Source organism: Pseudoflavitalea rhizosphaerae (assembly GCF_003991355.1).
GTDB classification, from domain to species: Bacteria; Bacteroidota; Bacteroidia; order Chitinophagales; family Chitinophagaceae; genus Pseudobacter; species Pseudobacter rhizosphaerae.
The window spans coordinates 103,702-122,887 of the sequence record NZ_RCSU01000019.1; the positions used below are offsets into that span (position 1 = coordinate 103,702).

15 protein-coding genes are annotated in these 19,186 nt (G+C 45.1%); 2 read left to right on the forward strand and 13 right to left on the reverse strand.

The genetic code is table 11. From position 1 onward, the window contains the following. Position 1 precedes the first annotated feature (1 nt). Positions 2 to 2,152 (forward strand): redoxin domain-containing protein, encoded by a 2,151-nt coding sequence (locus D9Y29_RS24425; RefSeq protein WP_127132870.1) that lies wholly within the window; start codon positions 2 to 4, stop codon positions 2,150 to 2,152. Between the two features lie 259 nt (positions 2,153 to 2,411). Here D9Y29_RS24425 and D9Y29_RS24430 read toward each other — a convergent pair whose 3' ends face one another. The 12 genes from D9Y29_RS24430 to mqo all read right to left on the reverse strand — a co-directional run bounded on the left by D9Y29_RS24430 (position 2,412) and on the right by mqo (position 15,207). Further along, complete coding sequence (locus D9Y29_RS24430; RefSeq protein ID WP_127132871.1) at positions 2,412 to 2,825, reverse strand: arsenate reductase ArsC; 414 nt, start codon at positions 2,823 to 2,825, stop codon at positions 2,412 to 2,414. A 14-nt stretch (positions 2,826 to 2,839) separates the two neighbouring features. Continuing rightward, on the reverse strand, positions 2,840 to 3,919 hold the full coding sequence (gene arsB / locus D9Y29_RS24435; RefSeq protein WP_127132872.1) for an ACR3 family arsenite efflux transporter: 1,080 nt from the start codon (positions 3,917 to 3,919) through the stop codon (positions 2,840 to 2,842). 18 nt (positions 3,920 to 3,937) lie between these two features. Next, positions 3,938 to 4,795: an arsenite methyltransferase gene (locus tag D9Y29_RS24440; protein WP_127132873.1), complete on the reverse strand. Its 858-nt coding sequence runs from the start codon at positions 4,793 to 4,795 to the stop codon at positions 3,938 to 3,940. Positions 4,796 to 4,852: 57 nt separating this feature from the next. Further along, complete coding sequence (locus tag D9Y29_RS24445; protein WP_127132874.1) at positions 4,853 to 5,182, reverse strand: ArsR/SmtB family transcription factor; 330 nt, start codon at positions 5,180 to 5,182, stop codon at positions 4,853 to 4,855. A gap of 90 nt (positions 5,183 to 5,272) precedes the next feature. Next, complete coding sequence (locus tag D9Y29_RS24450; protein ID WP_127132875.1) at positions 5,273 to 6,022, reverse strand: hypothetical protein; 750 nt, start codon at positions 6,020 to 6,022, stop codon at positions 5,273 to 5,275. 18 nt (positions 6,023 to 6,040) lie between these two features. Continuing rightward, positions 6,041 to 6,832 carry a hypothetical protein gene (locus D9Y29_RS24455; protein ID WP_127132876.1) on the reverse strand — a complete coding sequence of 264 codons (792 nt, stop codon included), beginning with the start codon at positions 6,830 to 6,832 and terminating at the stop codon, positions 6,041 to 6,043. A gap of 26 nt (positions 6,833 to 6,858) precedes the next feature. Next, entirely contained in the window at positions 6,859 to 10,290 is a 3,432-nt protein-coding gene (locus D9Y29_RS24460; protein ID WP_127132877.1) for a carboxypeptidase regulatory-like domain-containing protein, read from the reverse strand. Between the two features lie 88 nt (positions 10,291 to 10,378). Then, positions 10,379 to 11,374 carry a FecR family protein gene (locus D9Y29_RS24465; RefSeq protein WP_127132878.1) on the reverse strand — a complete coding sequence of 332 codons (996 nt, stop codon included), beginning with the start codon at positions 11,372 to 11,374 and terminating at the stop codon, positions 10,379 to 10,381. A gap of 51 nt (positions 11,375 to 11,425) precedes the next feature. Next, positions 11,426 to 12,040, reverse strand: a complete 615-nt coding sequence (locus tag D9Y29_RS24470; protein WP_127132879.1) for an RNA polymerase sigma factor — start codon at positions 12,038 to 12,040, stop codon at positions 11,426 to 11,428. A gap of 164 nt (positions 12,041 to 12,204) precedes the next feature. Continuing rightward, positions 12,205 to 13,038 carry a phosphatase PAP2 family protein gene (locus D9Y29_RS24475; RefSeq protein WP_127132880.1) on the reverse strand — a complete coding sequence of 278 codons (834 nt, stop codon included), beginning with the start codon at positions 13,036 to 13,038 and terminating at the stop codon, positions 12,205 to 12,207. 129 nt (positions 13,039 to 13,167) lie between these two features. Continuing rightward, positions 13,168 to 13,647, reverse strand: coding sequence for a hypothetical protein (locus tag D9Y29_RS24480; protein ID WP_127132881.1), 480 nt, complete (start codon positions 13,645 to 13,647; stop codon positions 13,168 to 13,170). 69 nt (positions 13,648 to 13,716) lie between these two features. Next, positions 13,717 to 15,207, reverse strand: coding sequence for a malate dehydrogenase (quinone) (gene mqo / locus D9Y29_RS24485; RefSeq protein ID WP_127132882.1), 1,491 nt, complete (start codon positions 15,205 to 15,207; stop codon positions 13,717 to 13,719). A 103-nt stretch (positions 15,208 to 15,310) separates the two neighbouring features. On the opposite strand from mqo, the gene D9Y29_RS24490 reads away from it, so the two are divergent. Beyond that, entirely contained in the window at positions 15,311 to 15,994 is a 684-nt protein-coding gene (locus D9Y29_RS24490) for a metal-dependent hydrolase (protein WP_127132883.1), read from the forward strand. Positions 15,995 to 16,085: 91 nt separating this feature from the next. Here the strand turns inward: D9Y29_RS24490 and D9Y29_RS24495 are convergent, their stop codons facing one another. After that, on the reverse strand, positions 16,086 to 19,130 hold the full coding sequence (locus D9Y29_RS24495) for a sensor histidine kinase (RefSeq protein WP_127132884.1): 3,045 nt from the start codon (positions 19,128 to 19,130) through the stop codon (positions 16,086 to 16,088). Between the last annotated feature and the right edge of the window lie 56 nt (positions 19,131 to 19,186).

Consider the following 19,186-nt stretch of genomic DNA (forward strand, 5'->3'; position numbering starts at 1 on the left):
CATGAAAAAATTAACGTTCATCGCATTCGCGTTGCTGCCTTTGATCAGCAATGCGCAGAAGGGTCTTTGCGTAGTAAATCTCGATATCGATACCATCAAAGCAAAGAAGGCTTACCTCGTTTATAAGGTCGGGGAACAATCCTTTGTGGATTCCCCCGGCATTCAAAACGGGAAAGCCAGCTTTCGCATGAGTATCCCATATCCTGTGAATGCACAGCTCAGCCTGGATGCTAAAGGATATGGATATGTGAATGGGCAACGGCCCGATCTGCTTAGATTCTACCTCGAAAAAGGAACCATCCAAATCAAAACAAAGGATCTTGTCAGGAATGCCGTGATCACCGGTTCCAAAATGAATAAAGAACTGATGGAATACAACCAGTTCATCTCGGGTCCCATCAATTTGCTGGAAGATGCAAATTTTATATGGATGACAGGAGGCGATACACATCGTGCGGACACCAATGCGCAAAAGGAATTCAATGCAACGATGCGCAAAGGTGTAACCTGGCTAAAAGACCTGCAGGAGCAATGGATCAAGGCGCATCCTGATTACTATTGCAGTCTGCAGGCACTGCAAACAGTGGCAGGCTCAAATATCGATGTTGCCAGGGTGGAGCCTTTGTACAAAATGCTCGATGCAGGTATCAGGAATTCAGTGGAAGGAAAAGAAATGGGAATGCGTATAGCTGCCGCCAGCCGCACTGGTATTGGCGCAGAAGCTCCTGATTTTACACAGAACGACCCCAATGACCAACCTGTTAAACTCTCCGATTTCCGCGGTAAGTATGTCTTGCTGGATTTCTGGGCAAGCTGGTGTGGGCCCTGTCGTGCAGAAAATCCCAACTATGTAAAAGCATATAATCAATACAAGGATAAGAATTTCACTATACTGGGTGTTTCGCTCGATGCACCGGGAAAGAAGGACGCCTGGCTGGCTGCTATCAAAAAAGATGGACTGGAATGGCCGCAGGTATCCGATCTCAAATACTGGAACAATGTAGTGGCGCAAATGTATGATGTAAAAGCTGTGCCCTCCAATTTCCTTATCGATCCCAATGGTAAGATCATCGCTAAAAATTTACGTGGCGGGGAATTACAGAAGAAACTGTCGGAATTGTTAGGCAGCGCCGCTGCACCATTTACCATCAAAGGATACGTGGCCGGGGAGAAAGAAACCAAAAAGGTCTATCTGCGTTATGGTCAGCAATTCGATTCAACATTAATGAAGGATGGTCGTTTTGAGTTCAGCGGTTATGTGAGCGATCCCCTCCGCGCGACGATCTGGTGCAACAGGAACAACAGTATCGATTTCTACCTGGATCCAGCCGATGTACAATTGAGCAGCATGAATTCCCTGTCCGGCGCTGTGGTAAATGGTGGTCCTACTGAAATGGAACACCAGGTATACAAAAAAATGATGGAACCCCTGGATGGAAAACGCGATCAGTTGATGCGCAGGAAATATGCCAACCGGGAAAATGAAGATTCTGTATTGTTGATCACGAAAGAGATTGCAGAATTGAACAAGGAGAGTGGGAGTAAACAAGTGGAATTCGTTACCAGTTTCCCCGGATCTCATTTTAGCAATGAACTGATGGAGGCCAATTCGTTCATCATTAATCCTGATGTGCTGGAACCAATGTTGAATGCTTTGGACCCGAAGCTCCAGAAACCGGAAGTGCTGGAAGATATCAGAAAAAGACTGGCCATTGCAAAGAAAACCTGGATCGGGAAGCCTGCGCTGGACTTTACACAGACTGATCAAAATGGAAAGCCGGTTTCGCTGAAATCTTTCCGGGGAAAATATGTGATGATCGATTTCTGGGCCAGTTGGTGCGGCTGGTGCAGGATTGAGCACCCTAACCTGATCAAAGCTTATAACAGGTATAAAGACAAAGGCTTCACTTTATTGAGTGTTTCCCTGGATGATGAAAAAGGAAAAGAGAAATGGCTCGAAGCTATAAAGAAAGATGGACTGCCATGGCAACAGGTTTGCGATTTGAAAGGACGTGATAATGAAGTAGCGAAATTGTACGGTATCAAAGGGATTCCGCAAAGCGTACTGATAGGGCCTGATGGCGTGATCGTGGCGAAGAATTTAAGAGGCGATGATCTAATGGCTAAATTGAATGAGTTGTTTGGAGAATAGAGGATTTCATTAATAATATGATGGATGGCCGGCTGCGAACTTTCTTCAGCCGGCCTATCGTGGTTTTAGATGTCTTTTAGGGGTTGACTAAAAAGGTTGCTACATTTCATTTCGCTGTGCCCGCTCGCTCGCTTCCCGGCGAGTGAGTTTTGTTTAATCGCCTCTGGCGACGCGGTGTTCGCCGGAGGCGAACAAATATAAGTCACTCGCCGGGAGGCGAGCGACTGTCAACTCTCCGCCATTCTTAGCCCCACCCCATTTATAAATTATTTACAACAAAACCCCTGCAATATTCCTTAATCAGCTCCCGCACTCTTACAAACTCCTTCATGATTTCTTCTTCTGTTCCAGATGCCTTTGCCGGATCGGGAAAATTATAATGGAATTTTTGAGCATTGCCTGGGAAGAATGGGCATCTTTCTTTAGCATTATCACAAACGGTGATCACATAATCGAATTCGATTCCAGCATATTCACTGATATTGTTGGAAGTATGGTTTGAAATATCGATATCATCTTCAGCCATCACAGCAATGGCCCTGGGATTTACACCGTGTGTTTCAACGCCAGCGCTATAGATGGCAGCCTTATTCCCTGCAAAATGTTTCAGGTATCCTTCTGCAATCTGACTACGGCAGCTGTTTCCTGTACAGAGCACCAATACTTTTTTCATGAATGGATGTTTTGTTAAGTTGTAATTGTGTTTTTATTGGCATACCATCTCTTGCGGAACCAGAAAGCAACGTTCACCAGGGCAATCAGTGCCGGTACTTCCACCAATGGTCCGATCACTCCAACAAAAGCTTGTCCGCTGTTGATCCCGAAAACCCCTATCGCTACTGCGATTGCCAGCTCAAAATTGTTGCCGGCCGCCGTAAAAGAGATGGCGGCATTCTGGGAGTAATCTGCTCCCATGTATTTGCCAAGGAGAAAGCTCACCATGAACATGATGATGAAATAGATAAGGAGCGGAACCGCGATCCTCAATACATCTCCGGGGATCTTTACAATCAGTTGCCCCTTCAGGCTGAACATAACAACGATGGTGAAAAGAAGAGCAATAAGCGTAATGGGAGAAATTACAGGAATGAATTTGTTTTGATACCAGTCTTCGCCTTTCAGCTTCACCAGGAAAAATCTAGACAAAAATCCGGCGGCAAATGGAATGCCCAAATAGATGGCAACGCTTTCAGCGATCTGCTCAATGTTGACCTGCACTATTGTTCCCTTTAAACCAAAAACAGGAGGAAGTACGGTCAGAAACAGGTAGGCATAAACGCTGTATAGCAATACCTGGAAGATACTGTTGAGCGCAACAAGACCAGCAGCATATTCTCTGTTGCCTTCAGCGAGCTCATTCCAAACGATCACCATTGCAATACAACGCGCCAGTCCGATCATGATCAGGCCGGTCATGTATTCAGGATAGCCGTTTAGAAAAAGGATCGCCAGCAGGAACATCAGCACAGGGCCAATGATCCAGTTCAAAACCAGCGAAGCAGTCAACACGCGTGTATTCCTGAATACTTCCCGCATATTCTCGTATTTCACTTTTGCCAATGGCGGATACATCATAAGGATCAATCCTGCTGCCAAAGGAATATTGGTGGTGCCTGTGGAGAACGATTGAATGGTATCCGATGAGCCCGGAAAAAAATAACCCAGCGCTATACCGGCTGCCATTGCGAGGAAAATCCAGAGAGTCAGATATCTGTCAGTGAATGAAAGCCGTTTCCGGTCTGCCGGATTGCAGTTGTTTGATAACATAATTGATAGAATATTGGATTAGCAACAGCCACTACCAGGCTCACAGCAGGCTCTTTCATCCTTAGCTGGTTTCTTTGCAAATACTGTGATACTAACGATCTTGTTCTGACTGGATTTGAATGCAGCAATATCCTCTTCAGTCAGATATTGTTTCAGGATATCATCAGGCAGCACAATCTCCTTTTCTTTTTGAATGGTGATATCAGAGAACCCGGCTTCTTGTATGATAGCCATGTATTCTTCCTGCTGGATGGCACCGCTTACACAGCCGGCATAGAGCTCCGCCACCTGTTTCCAGGAGGGCGCCAGTTCGCCTTTCAATACAATATCTGAAATGGAAAAATGTCCATTGGGTTTGAGGGCGCGATATACTTCGCTGAATACTTTATGTTTGTTCGGTACCAGGTTCAACACGCAGTTGCTGACGATAACATCAGCCAAATTGGAAGTTACCGGCAGATCCTCGATATCACCCTGTCTGAACTCTACATTGTGGTATTGCAGCTTCTCCGCATTTTCCCTCGCTTTCGAGATCATTGCGGGCGTGAAATCTACCCCAATCACTTTTCCGGAAGGACCAACTATTTTCCTGGCGATGAAGCAATCATTACCTGCGCCGCTCCCCAGGTCTATTACTGTGTCTCCTTCTTTCATATGTGCATACTCTATGGGCAGACCGCAACCCAGGCCCAGGTCGGCATCGGCATTGTAGCCTTCCAGTTTGGTATAGTCTTCCGACATAATATTGTATACATCGTCTCCGCAACAGGAGCTGGTGGCGCCACAGCAGCTGGAACTGTTCTGCGCTTTCGATTGCCCGGCTATCTCAGCATATTTCTGTTTCACCAGGTCTTTCAATTGTTCAGGTGTTTGCATCACAAAATATTTAATCGTTTTATTGCAATATTGCGATATAATGAAACAAAAAAAAGGTCAGCAACAACCTTTCTTGTTATCATAAGCTATGAAGAATGTATCGAATGCACTCTTGTACTGATTCCAGACTTTGGGATCGATGCAATAGCAAACGCTGGTGCCCTCGATGGTCCCCTGGATCAGCCCCGCATTTTTCAACTCTTTCAAATGTTGTGAAATGGTTGCCTGCGCCAGTCCCAGTTCTTCCACCAGATCACCACAGATACAGGCCTGGGCCTTCACCAGGTACTGGATGATGGCGATCCGTGCAGGATGCGCAAGGGCTTTCATCATGGAAGCCAGCTTGTTCTGCTTCTCTGTGAATATCTCTGATTTTGTAAGTCCCATATATAATCGCAATATTACGATTAATATTTTACCTGCAAATAAAAAAAGGGGAACCTGTCCCCTTTTTTTGATCAATATGGAATGCTATGATTATTTTGGCTGTTGGAACAATCTCACAACTCTCAGATCTACAGAGCCGGGTGTTATGAAGTAAGAACATACCCGTCCTTTTTCTCCATGCTGAGGCATGAACATGGCGTCTTCGGAGCTCAGGCTCATATATTCATTGTCGTTGAAAGCCCAGGCATCTGTAGTGCCTGCTTTGGTGAAATTCAAAGTGTAAGTCGTATTGGGATTTTCGAATCCGGGCTGGGTAAGATAGTCTGAATATACCCAGGTAGAAGGTTGTACGTTTTTTGCCAGGTACACCATTTGCCCTTCGGGATTTTTCATAATGATATCGATAGGATCGCTGCTTTGAGGATAATGGATATAGAAACCCAGCTTATTGGTGGCGGGATCTGCGTCAGGCGGCTTCAGTTCAAGCTGATGGCCATCGATGAGTACAAATTGAAAGAAGCGCTCCATATCGGCATTGTTCAGCTTCAATTGCTGTGTGTACACTTCTTTACCAGATGTGAGGTCCTTTATTTTCAGGGCCACTTCATTGGTTGAAGAGTGGTAGGTGAAGATCTTTCCAAAATTCAGTTCCTGGTTGGGTGCTACCTGTAAGTTGCGATAGACCAATGTGTCTACCGAGATCTGTAGCTCAGCATTGCCGATATTGAAACCTTTTATCTCAATGCTTACGGCTTTTGTTACAGTTGCTTCTTTGTTGCAGGCGGCAAGCCCGGCCAGTAAAAGGGCTGACAATCCCCATTTTTTTATATCAGATTTCATCCGTTTCATGTTTTGATTTTATTGTTCCAGTTTAGTAAAGAATCTCATGACATTTCCAGCTGGTTGCTCAGAGAAAATGTAAAGTTTGGAAGACGGGGTGGAAGATGCCGGCTTTGGAGCAGTTGAGTTAAGAACATTCCAGGTATATTCTGTACCATCGATATAAGGAGTGTTGGTGCCGGCCTTGTATACACGCACTGAAAACAACGCGGATGTCATCACGCCATTATACTCCTGTCTGGCAACGGAGAAGGTGGGGATAATGGCAGGCTCACTGAATTCATAAGGTTTTAGATTGTTGAGTCTTGCCTTCTCTTCAAACACCTGTGGGGTTAAGTAGTATTTCCCGAATACCAGATCTACGGGTTCACTGTATTGGGTCACCGATGGAATGAACATGTAGATGATCTTGACCTTGTCTTCTTCTATTGCAGGCTTCTCAGGCATGTTGCCAACTCTTCCATCCAGGTAGAAGAAACTGAATAATGCTTGTCCGTCTTCTTTTTTCAGTTCTTTCTCCAGTACGGATTTACCGGTAGTTTCTTCGGTGACGCTTAGTTTCACCGTGTTCTGATTTCCGGAGAATAAAAAGGCGGTGCTGGTGTTGAAGGATGAATTGGCTGACAATGTATGCGGGGCAGTAAAAGTATCCAGCTTAATGATCAGCCGCTCATTGCTGCCGTTGTACCCTTTAAAAGCAACGGGATATAATTCTTCCTTGTAGAAAAAATTGTTTTCCCCTTTATTGCAGGCTGTCAGCAGTATGACAACTACGCACATGCAGACGGTATGGATCGTATATTTTTTCATTATTTCTTTTTTATCAAAATATCATATTAAAGATGCCAGGTTACAGTCAGGCTGAATGAGCTGCCTACCTTACGGGTGAGTGTGTTGATGTCTCCGATGCGCCTTTTCTCTTTGCCATCAGGATCGGTTTCATAATAGCCTTCTTCATACTTATCAGAGAAGCCGAATTTCCACTCATATACATCCGACCACTCTTTCATTTCCATGATATTTGATCCCGGTTTCACTTTATAGGTTTCCTGAGAGTTGATGAAAAAACGGAATGGGCTGTTGAGCAGGTTACTCATGTTCAGTTTGGCTTCTATTTTTTTACTTTTCGTGAATTTGTAGCTTAACTGTGCGTCCATCTGGTTGCGGGGGCGTTCATATTCTGAATATTGCGGAAGCATTCCAACGGTAAGTGTTTTATAACCAGCATGGTTGAACGCAATATTCGCTCCCAGCCTGCTTCCGGTATATTGCAGACCGATATTATACAATACGGGCACCTGTCCATACAGGGGACGTTTTTCTTTCAGCAGGGTTTTGTGGCGAAAGGAATATTTTACGCCGTTATGATCTTCTCCTGCGCCTAAGGCCGTATAACGGAAACCGCTGGCCTGCACTTCCGACCTTTGAAGTGTAAGGTTACTGCTGAACCAGATATCTTCCAGGACCTTCAGGCCCTTGTTGATAAAACCAAGGTTCTTGCGCAGGTCAAATTCCAGGCCGTCAACATCTGCATTATCCGAGTTGGCGGTAAGCAGTTCAAGCTGACCATTGGTGGTGGTGATATCCATGTACATTTCCACGGGGTTCTTGAAGTGCTTCCTGAAATAACCGGCAGAGATCACTTCACCGGCGCCCGGGTACCATTCAAGCCTGAAGTCGTAATGGGTAATGATGGTTGAAATCACACCCGTATTGCGTTGCAGGCGTCCGTAGAGATAGTTGAAGCGCGCGAAGCTGGAGTTCTCGATCAGAGAGGGCCTGATGGCAGATTTGGCATAGGAAGCACGGATATTGAAATTTTTCAGCGGGGTAATGGTAAGGTTTACTGAAGGCAGGTGCTGCCATTTTATTTCTTCGGCACTGGCATCGATGGTCCTGTGCACCAGTTTGCCTGTTTCCGGGTCCACATATTTTTGCTTGTCGAGGTCCTGTATCACATTCAGGGCTGCTCTTTCTGCCGCAGCGTCTTTCACTTTTTCATATTTATAATATTCTGCCCTGAAGCCCCATACCAGGCGCAGCCAACTGGTGAAGCGATTATCCATCATTGCGAAAATTGCCTGGTTGTTATTCCTACCCTCATAATTGTTGTTACTGAAATCGGCTGGATAGTAATAAGGATCGTTCAGCGGATCTTTGAAATCCATGCTCCATTGCTGGATCGGCCGATGGATCACGGTTGATCCGATTCCGCTGGTAACCCCGATGGGTAATATATTCCAGTGATAATTCCCCTTTTTCTCCAGAAATTGATAACCCGCTTTCACTACCTGGTCCAGCTTCCCGATCCTTGTTTTATAGCTCAATGCAGCATCAGCCATCCAGTTGCTTTCCTCATACTTGTATTCGGAACGGTTCAATGTACCTACGCCGGGGTTGGTGGTGCCGCCGGGCGCATAGTTGTACAGTTTTCCATTAACGGTTGTTTGTGGACTCAGCCAGGCTTCTGTAGCATCCTGTTCCAGGTTGGTGACCTTGTTGTGCGCTACGCTCCAGTCGATTTTGAATTTACCGATCGTATGCTCTGCATTGATCCTGTTCTGCAGCAGGTCAATGAATTTGGGACGATCATATTCGCGAATGGCGGGATCATCACCAAAGCCAAGGTCCTGGCCCCATCCTACTGTACGAAAGAACTGGTTGGCAAATACCCTCGAATAGAAATTACGTGCAACGATCTTGTGGTTCTTGTTACTCCATCCGAAGTTGAGAAGTGCGCCCCAGGTGGTGGTGAAATTATATTGCTTAGCCTGGTTGGGTTTTAATTCCTCTCCGGTTGCTGCATCGTATTTGTTAGCATTCATCTTGTTGAAATCGCCGCGTTCAAATTGAACGAAGTCATCGATGCTCTGCTCATTGCGATAACTGAGTGAACCTACAAAGCCGATACGGCTTTTGCCTGTATTGTAGCTGCGGCCGAGGCTGAACTGGTAGTTCTGTCCGGGTGCTGCACTGTAGGTCCGTGTGCCCAGTCTTTCCAGTCCTCCAATCCTTTTGTTCTGCGCAGCGATCATTTCCACGGTGGTTTTTTCAACTCCCGCCGGCGGCTGGTAATTGTAAGGATCGGTGGGTTTATAATTCAGTCCTGTGAAAATGATCACATCCTTTGGGAAATGGTCCCTGCTTCCATCATCAAATCCGAGGTAGTCGTGCTTTCCGCGGCCGTATCCCAGGAAATCTTTTCCTGTGCTGCCTTGTACGTATTTGGTACCGGCGCTGAAAGTGGTGAAATTATTGTTGGGAATACCCAGTGTATTGATCTGCACCAGGCCGCCACCGAATCCGAAGCTCATATCTGGCGTTGCGGTTTTTGAAACAATCACATTGTCTACCATATTGCTGGGAACGATATCGAATTCAAAGTCGCGCACCTGTACATCGGTACTGGGCAAGGTTGCGCCATCCATCATGGCGAGATTATAACGTTCAGCAATACCCCGTACCACTACACGACGATTGTCTGTGGTACTTACACCTGAGATACGCTTCAAAGTTTCACCGATATTCTTGTCGGGAAGCGCAGAGATCTGTTCGCGGCTGATCCCGTTGGAAATGCCTGCTTCATTTTTCTGTCGGGTGTAAAGTGAAGCGATGCTTTCGCGACGGACAGAAGATCTTACGGTAACTCCTTCCAATGTGTTCTTTTCTCTTTTTAAAGTGATGTTCAGTTCCAGTTGTCCATTTTCTTTCAGTTCGATATCAGAAATGATCTTCTTACCATAACCAATGGAAGATATTTCGGCTTCATATTTCCCTGGAGCGAGGGTGATGCTGAAGCTGCCATCTGAAAGGCTGGTAGTGCCTTTGTTGCCGATGCGGATGGTAACATCCGATATTGGTAATCCGGTTTCTTCGTCTAGTAATATTCCACTGACCCGGCCTGGTTCTTTTTTGGAATGGGAAGATGGAACTGCTTTGTTATTTCCCTTTTTTACAAACCAGGCAACGCCTCTTTTCTCGATCACGAAGCCGGAACGGGTAACAAGGTCCGAGAGGATCTGCTCTACCGTTTTATTGTTGTACGTTGATGCCTGAATGGAAATGCCCTGGACTTCTTCCTGGGTATAGGCAATGCTGGTGCCTGTGGCTTTTCTTAATTTGATAAGCGCCTGTTCCAGGCTGCCTGATTCAAACCGGATGCTGTACCTGGCATCCTGCTCCTGCGCTATGCCGGGGAGCAGGGTAAAAATCAGTATGGTCAGGGTAAATAATCGCCTGAGTTGTTGCTTCAACCGTTTAGGTAACATAAATTTGCTTTTGCTTTTTTGTTGTTTTTTACAATGAAAAAAATAGCATGGGCCCTGTTCGTAGCAGGGCTTTTGCTTTTATGGGATGTCAATGGAGCTCAATGGAGTTGGGGCCTGTTTCACGGAAACTGCATCCGGCGAATGAACAGAATACGCCCAGTATATCTATTGCGGATTGTTTCCTGTTGAAGTTGACGCTCACGCCGGTTTGTAAGAGATCAGTATTCAGTTTACTGCTCAGGGTAATGCCAAAATGATTTTGCAGTAAGATGGCCAGGTCATTGAAACGGAGGTTCTCATAATCCCACTCACCTTTGGTCCAGCCTGTAACGGTTTCTGTGTTCACATCATGGGAGATGGTATATGATTTTGCTGTTCTCTGATAACGGATGGCCTGTGAGCGCGTAAGTGTATCCAGGCACTGTTTCCCCCGGTTCACTGCTACAATACCCGATACAACCGTGATGCGGGTTTCCTGGCTTTTGTCATAGCTCTGGATATTGAAGCGGGTGCCTAGAACAGTGGTGGCAAGACTATCACTGGTGCTTACGCTGAAAGGATGGGATTTGTTGTGCGCAACAGAAAAAAGCGCCTCTCCGTGAAGCCGTATCTTGCGGTGTTCCCTGAATCCGGGATGATACTCCAGCCTGGAGTTGGCGTTGAGTGTAATTTCCGAGCCATCTGGTAAAAGAAAATGTTTCACTTCTCCTTTTCCTGTTTGAATGAGCCGGTATGCAACCTGCGATCCACTGCTGTTGAACAAGGGTTTGAGGATACCGGATTTCCAGGTGACGATACCTGCGGAGATGATTATGGAAGACCATACGGCTGCGGCTCTCCAACCGGTTAGCATTATGCGCAGTTTGCTGTTCTTTTTCTTGTTGTTTACAAATGCCTGCCTGTCCTGTTCTGCATGGATACGGTCAAGTAACTGCAAACGGTTATCCTCACTCAGTTCAAGATCAGTCCTGTGAAAGTTTCCGCCTTTCTCAAACCATTTTTCCAGTATTTCTTTTTCCTGCGGGCTGCAGGCGCCGGCCAGGTATTTATCCAGCAATTCCCTGAAACGTTGTTCTGTTTGCATACAATGGAATAGAGTACTATTTGCAAACTTCAACTACCGGAGAAATCCGGCTTAATGATTTGGTAACATAGCAAAAAGGAAAAATGAAATAGCAGGCCATGAGAAGAGGAGGGATGCCAGCCTGGATACTACATCGTTCAAAAGTTTGCGTACTTTCGAAAGATGGTTCCGGACAGTTTGCGGAGCAATTTGCAGGCGATCGGCAATGGCAGTTACGCTCATACCTTCTTCGGTATTCAGCAGGTACACTTTTTTCATTTGTTCAGGGAGGTCTGTAATGGCGGTGCTTACAAAACTATCGATGGAACGGAGTTTGGCGTCGCTGTGTTCATCCGGCAGCGTATATTGATGAAGTAATTCCCGGAACAGGTCCAGGCTTTCCGGGCGTGTGTTATTTGTTTTGATGAAGCGAAGGATCTTGTATCTGGTAATGCTGTAGAGATAATTGAAAAGAGAGGAATGGATGATTATCTTATTTCTTTTTTCCCATATGTCGAGGAAAACTTCCTGAACAATGTCTTCCGCATCGGTGCGGTTGGGAATATGTTTATAAGCCAGGGCAAACAACTGTGAAGCATATTGATGGTATACGCTGTCAAAGGCATTACGATCGCCCTGCCTGATCAAATCCCATAGTGTAATGCGGTTTTGGATGCTTGTTGCCATATAACGGCCGCTAAAGTAAGCAGGCAGTATTATGTGAAAGTTAAGACGAATTCGTTTCTGCAATCCCTGGCTTAAATTCAACCCCAATTATTTTGACCTGTACTCTCCATCAATGTTTGCCGCCGGTAGGGAAGGTGTTAGAACTGGAGATGGAGAAATAGCTTTTATAGTTTCAGACTGATCGACAGGCCGCTGGCTGAAGCAGCATAAAAAGGTGTTACAGAAATTCTTTTTCCATTTTTGTTGCGATGGAATTCCGGAACCAGTATTCCGCTGGCGGCTCCAACCAGCAGGCCTGTGATCACATCCGTACGGAAATGCCTCCCTCCCTGGATCCGGTAATGACCCACCATTGCCGGTGGTATGGCAGCTGCGCCAAAGATCATGATCCTTTTCCAGCCCCTGATCTGGTGGTAATCCGTGAACACTTTTGCAATGAAGAAGGTGGAGGCGGCAGTATTGGATACATGCCCGCTGTAAAAAGAGTTGGTCCTGTTTTTCCCTGTTCGTTCTTCGATAGGCAGACTGGTATTGTACACAAGTGGTCTGGCACGCTGTACTAAACCTACAGTGGCTACAAAAATAGTGTTGTTCACTGCATGTGTGACCATGTACATGCTGATGATATCCAGCCAGTCTTTACGAATTGTTCTATCCAGTGCCAACAGGGCAGGGCTGAGGATAGAGGCGTTGAGGAGAAAATCGGAACGGCTGATAGCATTGGGGTATCGTTGCGCGTTATTGGTGATCACGGAGCGATCGAACCTGTTTACATGCTGAGGAGTTAGTTTGCTCAATTCCTCTTTTGTAATTGTCGCGTTTTTCACAACTGCAGGATTTGCTACTGAGCCAAACAGGATAAGCCCGGTAATGGCTGCAGGCATTTCGTATTTCACATTCACATTGTAAACCGGCGGTTGATAAAGGCCACTGTCTTTTTGCGCATGTAACTTTGACCTTGTAAATAAAGCCAGGAGCAGTACTATCCGGCATTTCATCTTTCTTCTGTTTATTCCTCGCTTTGGGGTGAAAATGGTATCATAACAATTTTCGACCCCACAAGTTCACTCAAGCGCAGTATTCTATTCCTGATGGAAACGATGGGAACAGCCGGAGGGTTGCGGGGCCTAATAGTGCGTGATCTCACATCCCGGAAAATGGGCTTTTAGCTTTTCCATTTCTTCCTGCATTTCTTTTTCTTCCAGGTCAGATGAAATGATCAGTTGTTTCAGTTTTTTGAGTTGGGTGAGTTTGAACAGGTCTTGAAGAAGGATATTGTTTTTTGAAATATCCAGGTATTCCAGTTCAGTCAATTGGTTGATGTATGGCAGGCTGGCGGAGCTTATATGCTGGTGGTCCTTCAGCGTCAGTTCCCGGAGGTTTTTTACACGGGCGATATACTTCACGCCTTCATCGGTGAGATTTGTACAACGCAGATGGATAGCATCCATCTGCGTTATCCTTGAAGTCAGGTAAGAAAAGAACTCATCATCATGGGATGAATCGATGCCTTTAATGCCACTGATCCTCTCTGGCATATCAGACAGGCTTTTGATATTGAAGTTCCTTTCCCAGAAATATTTTTCTCTGCCCTTAAGTTTCATCATTACATTATTTTATAATCAGCAAGGGGAAATCGTTTCCGTAGCCGAAGCCGGCAGTGATATGCGCGAATTTTAAAGCTTCAGTATTGCAGCCGTCTCGTCCCTGAGCCGCAGGCATAGGTCCGTTTGTTGTTGCAGGGAAATTCCGTAAGACGGGATGATCTCCTGCAGTTTTTGTTTCCATCCTTCATTTTGTAATTGGTCCGGGAAGCAGGTTTCCAGTACATCCAGCATAATGGCCACAGCAGTACTGGCGCCGGGAGAAGCGCCCAGCAGGGCTGCGATGGAACGATCAGCCGAACTGATGATCTCGGTGCCGAATTTCAAAACGCCCCCGTGTTCCGGATCCTTCTTGATGATCTGAACACGCTGGCCGGCCTGTTCCAGTCGCCAGTCAGTTTCTTTTGCAAGCGGAAAGAATTCCTGTAATGCATCGAATCGTTTTTCATCTGATTCCAGCAGTTGACCGAGCAGGTATTTTTCCAGCGTCCAGTTGTCGAGGCCAACACGGAGCATGGGAATGATATTGTGAATATCGATGGAACTGAACAGGTCGAGATAGGAGCCGTGTTTCAGGAATTTGGTGGAAAATCCTGCATAGGGCCCGAAGAGCAGAGAGATTTTTCCATCCACATTCCTGGTATCCAGATGGGGGACAGACATGGGAGGTGAACCTTCTCCCGCTTTGCCGTATACTTTTGCATAATGCCTGGCTGTAATGTTGGGGTTGTCGGTTCGAAGCCAGATGCCACTAACCGGGAACCCGGCATATCCATTACCCTCAGGTATATCCGATTTTTGAAGAAGGTGCAGGGCGCCGCCGCCGGCCCCGATGAAAACAAATTTTGCATATGCATAGAATTCTTCTTCTGTGGTCTCATCTTCTATTTCTATTTCCCATCCATTGCCTGCGCGGCGAAGATCTTTCACGCGGCTGTTATAACTGATAGTAAATCCATCTGTTTTTTGCAGGTGTTCGATATAGAGATTGGTGAGACTACCATAGTCTACATCTGTGCCCGTTTCCATTTTGGTTGCCGCAACTTTTTCACTGGGTTCGCGGCCTTCCATCACCAGTGGCATCCAGTTGGCAAGTACACTTTTGTCTTCTGAGAATTCCATCGTTCTGTATAAGGGATGTGCGGAGAGGGCTGCATATCTTTTTTTCAGGAATTCAATATCTTTTTCGCCTTTTACAAAACTGTAATGGGGCACAGGATGGATAAATTTGCGGGGATCACTGATGAATTCTTTCCGCACCAGCCAGGCCCAGTACTGACGGGACAGGTCAAACGCTGTATTTACTTCGAGGGCCTTGCTGATATCGATACTGCCATCAGGTTCTTCCGGAGTGTAATTGAGCTCACAGAGGGCTGCATGGCCCGTGCCTGCATTGTTCCAGGCATTGGAGCTTTCGAAAGCCGGCCCGGCCAGCGCCTCATGTATATGGATACTAAGTTTGGGATCGAGTTCTCTCAACAGCATTCCGAGTGTGGTGCTCATGATGCCTGCTCCGATGAGCAGTACATCAGTTGAATACTTGTATTGCCGGGTACTACGCATATATATCAGATTATGTATGAAAAGATAATTAAAAAAATGAGGCCAGCAAACCTGTTGATCTTGATCGTGTGTTGTGAATGCTGCTTCCTGTTATATTTGCTGTATGAAAATAACTTATTACGGACATGCCTGTTTTTCGGTTGAAGTGGGAGCAAAGCATCTTCTCTTCGATCCTTTTATTACCGGAAACGAACTGGCGAAGCATATCAATATCGATGAGATCAATGCCGATTATATTTTTGTTTCCCATGGTCATTTTGATCATATGCTGGACGCAGTGGCCATCGCCAACCGCACCGGCGCCACTGTGATCGGCGGTTGGGAATTGTATAGTTATTTCGGCAAGCAGGGTGTGAAGAATACGCTGCCACTGAATATTGGAGGAAAAGCGAAATTCGATTTTGGTGTGGTGAAAGCTGTGGTAGCAAAGCATTCCAGCAGTTTCCAGGATGGAAGCTATGCAGGTGTTGCGGCAGGTTTTGTGGTGAAGTCCGATGAAGGTAGCTTTTATTATAGTGGCGATACAGGGCTTACGCTGGATATGCAACTTGTTGCCAGGTTTGCAAAAATTGATTTTGCAGTTTTCCCGATTGGCGATTGGCTCACTATGGGTATCGAAGATGCTATTGAAGCAGCCCGCCTCGTAGGTACATCAACGGTTGTGGGCGTGCATTATGATACTTTCGGTTTTATAAAGATCGAAAAGGAATCAGCCGTGAAGCAGTTTGAAGAAGCGGGGATCAGGTTGTTATTGCCCGGAATCGGAGAGGCTGTTTCTGTTAATTGATTAGGGTTTTACAATTAAAGGGAGTTTTGGCATATCCCGGCTGCCCTGGGCGCCGGGATGTTTTGTTGAACAGATAATTGAATGCAGGTAACTAAGAATTGGTATAGCCTGCTCTTATCGTTATCGTAAAAACAGCCCCTTTCCCTTGTTCTGAACTTACCTGTAATACCCCGTCAATCTTTTCAAGCATTTCCAAAATAATTACACTTCCCATCCGCCCATTCTTTACAGCTTTATCCCTGTTCAGAAAATTTTCAATCTGAAAAGCATTCAAGCCCTTTCCTGTATCTGATACCTGGATCTGCAAACCTTCAGGAATGAGTGCAGCCTTTATGCTGATGGTACCATTTTCAGTGTTCTTATTGGCATTGTCTACAAGATTCCTGAGGATCAGTATCAGAATTTCCTTGTCAGTATAATACTGTATATCTGTTTCGGGAATAGAGAATTTGTTGTTGTTTACCTGCAGGATCTCTTTGAATAATGACTCGATATCCGCGAAAACTTGCTGCAGGGAGAATTTAGTCTTCGTTACTCTAAAATGCTCCTGCTGACTTGCAGCCCAGGAGAAGAACTGATCTGTGAATCGGCTTAGTTCTCCGATCAGTTGATTAAGGCCTGTGACCTGTTCTAAATTTTCGTCATTACTTTTGTTCCAGTTCTTAACAAGCGATTTTCCTGCCATTCTCATGGAAAACAGCGGCGACTTGATATCGTGTAATACAGTTGCAATGATCTGTTCTTTTACATGATTGCTTTGCTTTAAGGCGATCTCTGAATTCTCCAGTTGAACAATGGCGGCATTTAATTCTTCTGTTCTTAGGTCTACTATTTTCTCGATTTTTTGTTTCTCTTTTTCCAGTTTGGCTAAACGTCTTCTCGAATACAAATATCCCAGGCAGGCCATTAATAACACAATACCTGCAAGGAACCAGCCCGTTTGATAGAAGAAGGGGGTAACAATCAGATTGATTGCAATTCCGCCATTTGGTGTATCCTTATTGCTGCCGGCTTTGCGGAACATAAGTTTGTAATCACCGGCGGGTAATGTATTGATTGAAATGATCCCGGAAGAAGGAACCGGAATCCACTGATCAATATCATTCCCGATATTGTATTCAAGCTTCAAATTTTCTTTGTTACCAAAAAAGGGACAGGCGATCCTGATATTCAGCGTCCGGAACGTGGGTTTAAGTTGAATGGTTTCATCGATGTTATTTAAGTCCAGAGGTTGCCCGTCTATCGATATTTCATCTATATAGATCTTTTCCTGTGGGAAATCCGCAGTAAGTTTATTTGGGTAAAATTTTATCAGGCCGTTAATGGATGGCAAGAGTAAAGCGCTATCCTGTAACCATTGATAATTAGGATTAGCGCCGCCGTTGAATTCATTCGTCCTTAATCCGTTTGCGTTATTGAAAGCAGAACAGAAAAACGATTTAGATTTACCTGTTGCGAAATCAGCCAGTTCATTCACCGCTACTTTATATAACCCGTTATTGGTGGGTAACCAGAAATTGCCTTTCTTGTCTTCGATAAAAGAATGAATTGAACTGAAAGCTCCTCTCGGGCCTGCGGGCAGAGAATATACTTTGTTGTTGGCATATAAATAGGAGCCTTTGCCATCAGTTCCGATCCATAGTCTGTTTTGATTATCCTGGTAAAAATTCCGGACAGAAAAGGAATCAAGAATAGAACGGGAAATTGTCTGAGTATTTATGTTGTACCATTTTACCCCCGCTGTAGTTGCCAGCAAGTATTCTCCGTTTTTTAATGGCATTAATCCTTCTATCCCGATGTCTGGGGGGGATTTTTGCTGCCAGATAATCTTTCCCTCCTGGGTTATTTTATACAAAGTAGAATGTGTACATAACAAGAGCGTGCCGTCTACTGAAACAGGAGCAATTGCCATCAGCCGGTTATCAAGTTGTAGAATATTTCTAACTATAACCCCTGTTCTGGCATCATAGCGGGATAATTGAAATTCGCTTTCATAATATACTCTGTCTGCACTATCAGTATACATTGCCCTGCTGCGGCTGTTGTAAAGAGGCGCGTAAAATGTTGTACTGTCTGTCCTCACTATAGCATTCGTTACAATAATATCGTCTTTAGATGTTTTCCCGATTACATAATAGTTTTCGGGTCCTGATTCCGGGGGGATTGTAGCATATTTGAAATCAGATATTTTGATGACAAACATTCCCTGTGTTCCGGTTCCAATAAAATAAGTGTTGATATCCGGGCGATATTCGATGCAAAGCGGCATTTCCAGGTTGAGATTACTTACAACGCATCTGCTATCTACTTTTCCATTTTGGTAGCTGAGTTTGTAAAGACTTCCTCCGGCATAAATGAATGCGCCATTTTCACACCATAAAGCATTGAAATCCCCTTTAAGGAAGTACTTATTACTAACAATATCTCCATGTATTTTCCCTGTCTGCCCGATTCCGTTATCCCAGGTTTTTATCCGGTTTCCCGGCCATAACTGTAAATAATAGTTATCATTGATCACCATGCTGCCAACTGGTTCCGTTTCATATGGCGTCAGTCTAACAACCGTTGATTTTCTGATAAACCAGGCATCATCGCCCAGGAATAGATAAATATCCCCGTTCTTCAGGCCTCCCGGCGCCTTCAGGACCGGAATAGATTTACTATTAAGGATATTCAGCCATATACTATCCATTGTGGGGCTTTGTGTATTATAACCTGTAGCAACGAAACTTATGTTGATATCCGTTAGTACTGGTAAATAGGAGTACAGGGAGGAAGACGAGCTGATTTTGATATTTTGACGATCAAGGCCTTGTGCCAGTATAGTTCCAGCCGTATCAGACATCATTGCAGAGATCCTTTCGCTCTTCAGTCCTTTTATGATATCACTCCCATAGTGCTTGAAGTTATAGTTGTCGAACCTGACAATGCCTGATTCTGTAGACAGCCAGCAAAATCCGCTCTTATCGAATTTGATGGCTTTTACACTATTTTGCGGTAGCCCGTTTTCCGAAGTATACTGTTTTATTACGTAGTCGGTATTCTGGGAATATGACAGCGTTTGAAGGAAAAGAAAGCATAGTAAAAGCAGCCTGCTTTTTTGAATTTCTTTTGAAAGGATGTGGTGGTTTATCATCGAAAATGGTAAAAAGTAAATAAATCAGTATTGTCCGACTAAAGTCGGGTTATAAA

Bases quoted from the DNA above. Each gene is read 5' to 3' on its own strand.
- D9Y29_RS24455 (WP_127132876.1), bottom strand. From the start codon at position 6,832: ATGAAAAAATATACGATCCATACCGTCTGCATGTGCGTAGTTGTCATA.
- D9Y29_RS24445 (WP_127132874.1), bottom strand. From the start codon at position 5,182: ATGGGACTTACAAAATCAGAGATATTCACAGAGAAGCAGAACAAGCTG.
- mqo (WP_127132882.1), bottom strand. From the start codon at position 15,207: ATGCGTAGTACCCGGCAATACAAGTATTCAACTGATGTACTGCTCATC.
- D9Y29_RS24495 (WP_127132884.1), bottom strand. From the start codon at position 19,130: ATGATAAACCACCACATCCTTTCAAAAGAAATTCAAAAAAGCAGGCTG.
- D9Y29_RS24475 (WP_127132880.1), bottom strand. From the start codon at position 13,038: ATGAAATGCCGGATAGTACTGCTCCTGGCTTTATTTACAAGGTCAAAG.
- D9Y29_RS24460 (WP_127132877.1), bottom strand. From the start codon at position 10,290: ATGTTACCTAAACGGTTGAAGCAACAACTCAGGCGATTATTTACCCTG.
- D9Y29_RS24465 (WP_127132878.1), bottom strand. From the start codon at position 11,374: ATGCAAACAGAACAACGTTTCAGGGAATTGCTGGATAAATACCTGGCC.
- D9Y29_RS24440 (WP_127132873.1), bottom strand. From the start codon at position 4,795: ATGCAAACACCTGAACAATTGAAAGACCTGGTGAAACAGAAATATGCT.
- arsB (WP_127132872.1), bottom strand. From the start codon at position 3,919: ATGTTATCAAACAACTGCAATCCGGCAGACCGGAAACGGCTTTCATTC.
- D9Y29_RS24470 (WP_127132879.1), bottom strand. From the start codon at position 12,040: ATGGCAACAAGCATCCAAAACCGCATTACACTATGGGATTTGATCAGG.
- D9Y29_RS24450 (WP_127132875.1), bottom strand. From the start codon at position 6,022: ATGAAATCTGATATAAAAAAATGGGGATTGTCAGCCCTTTTACTGGCC.
- D9Y29_RS24430 (WP_127132871.1), bottom strand. From the start codon at position 2,825: ATGAAAAAAGTATTGGTGCTCTGTACAGGAAACAGCTGCCGTAGTCAG.
- D9Y29_RS24425 (WP_127132870.1), top strand. From the start codon at position 2: ATGAAAAAATTAACGTTCATCGCATTCGCGTTGCTGCCTTTGATCAGC.
- D9Y29_RS24480 (WP_127132881.1), bottom strand. From the start codon at position 13,647: ATGATGAAACTTAAGGGCAGAGAAAAATATTTCTGGGAAAGGAACTTC.
- D9Y29_RS24490 (WP_127132883.1), top strand. From the start codon at position 15,311: ATGAAAATAACTTATTACGGACATGCCTGTTTTTCGGTTGAAGTGGGA.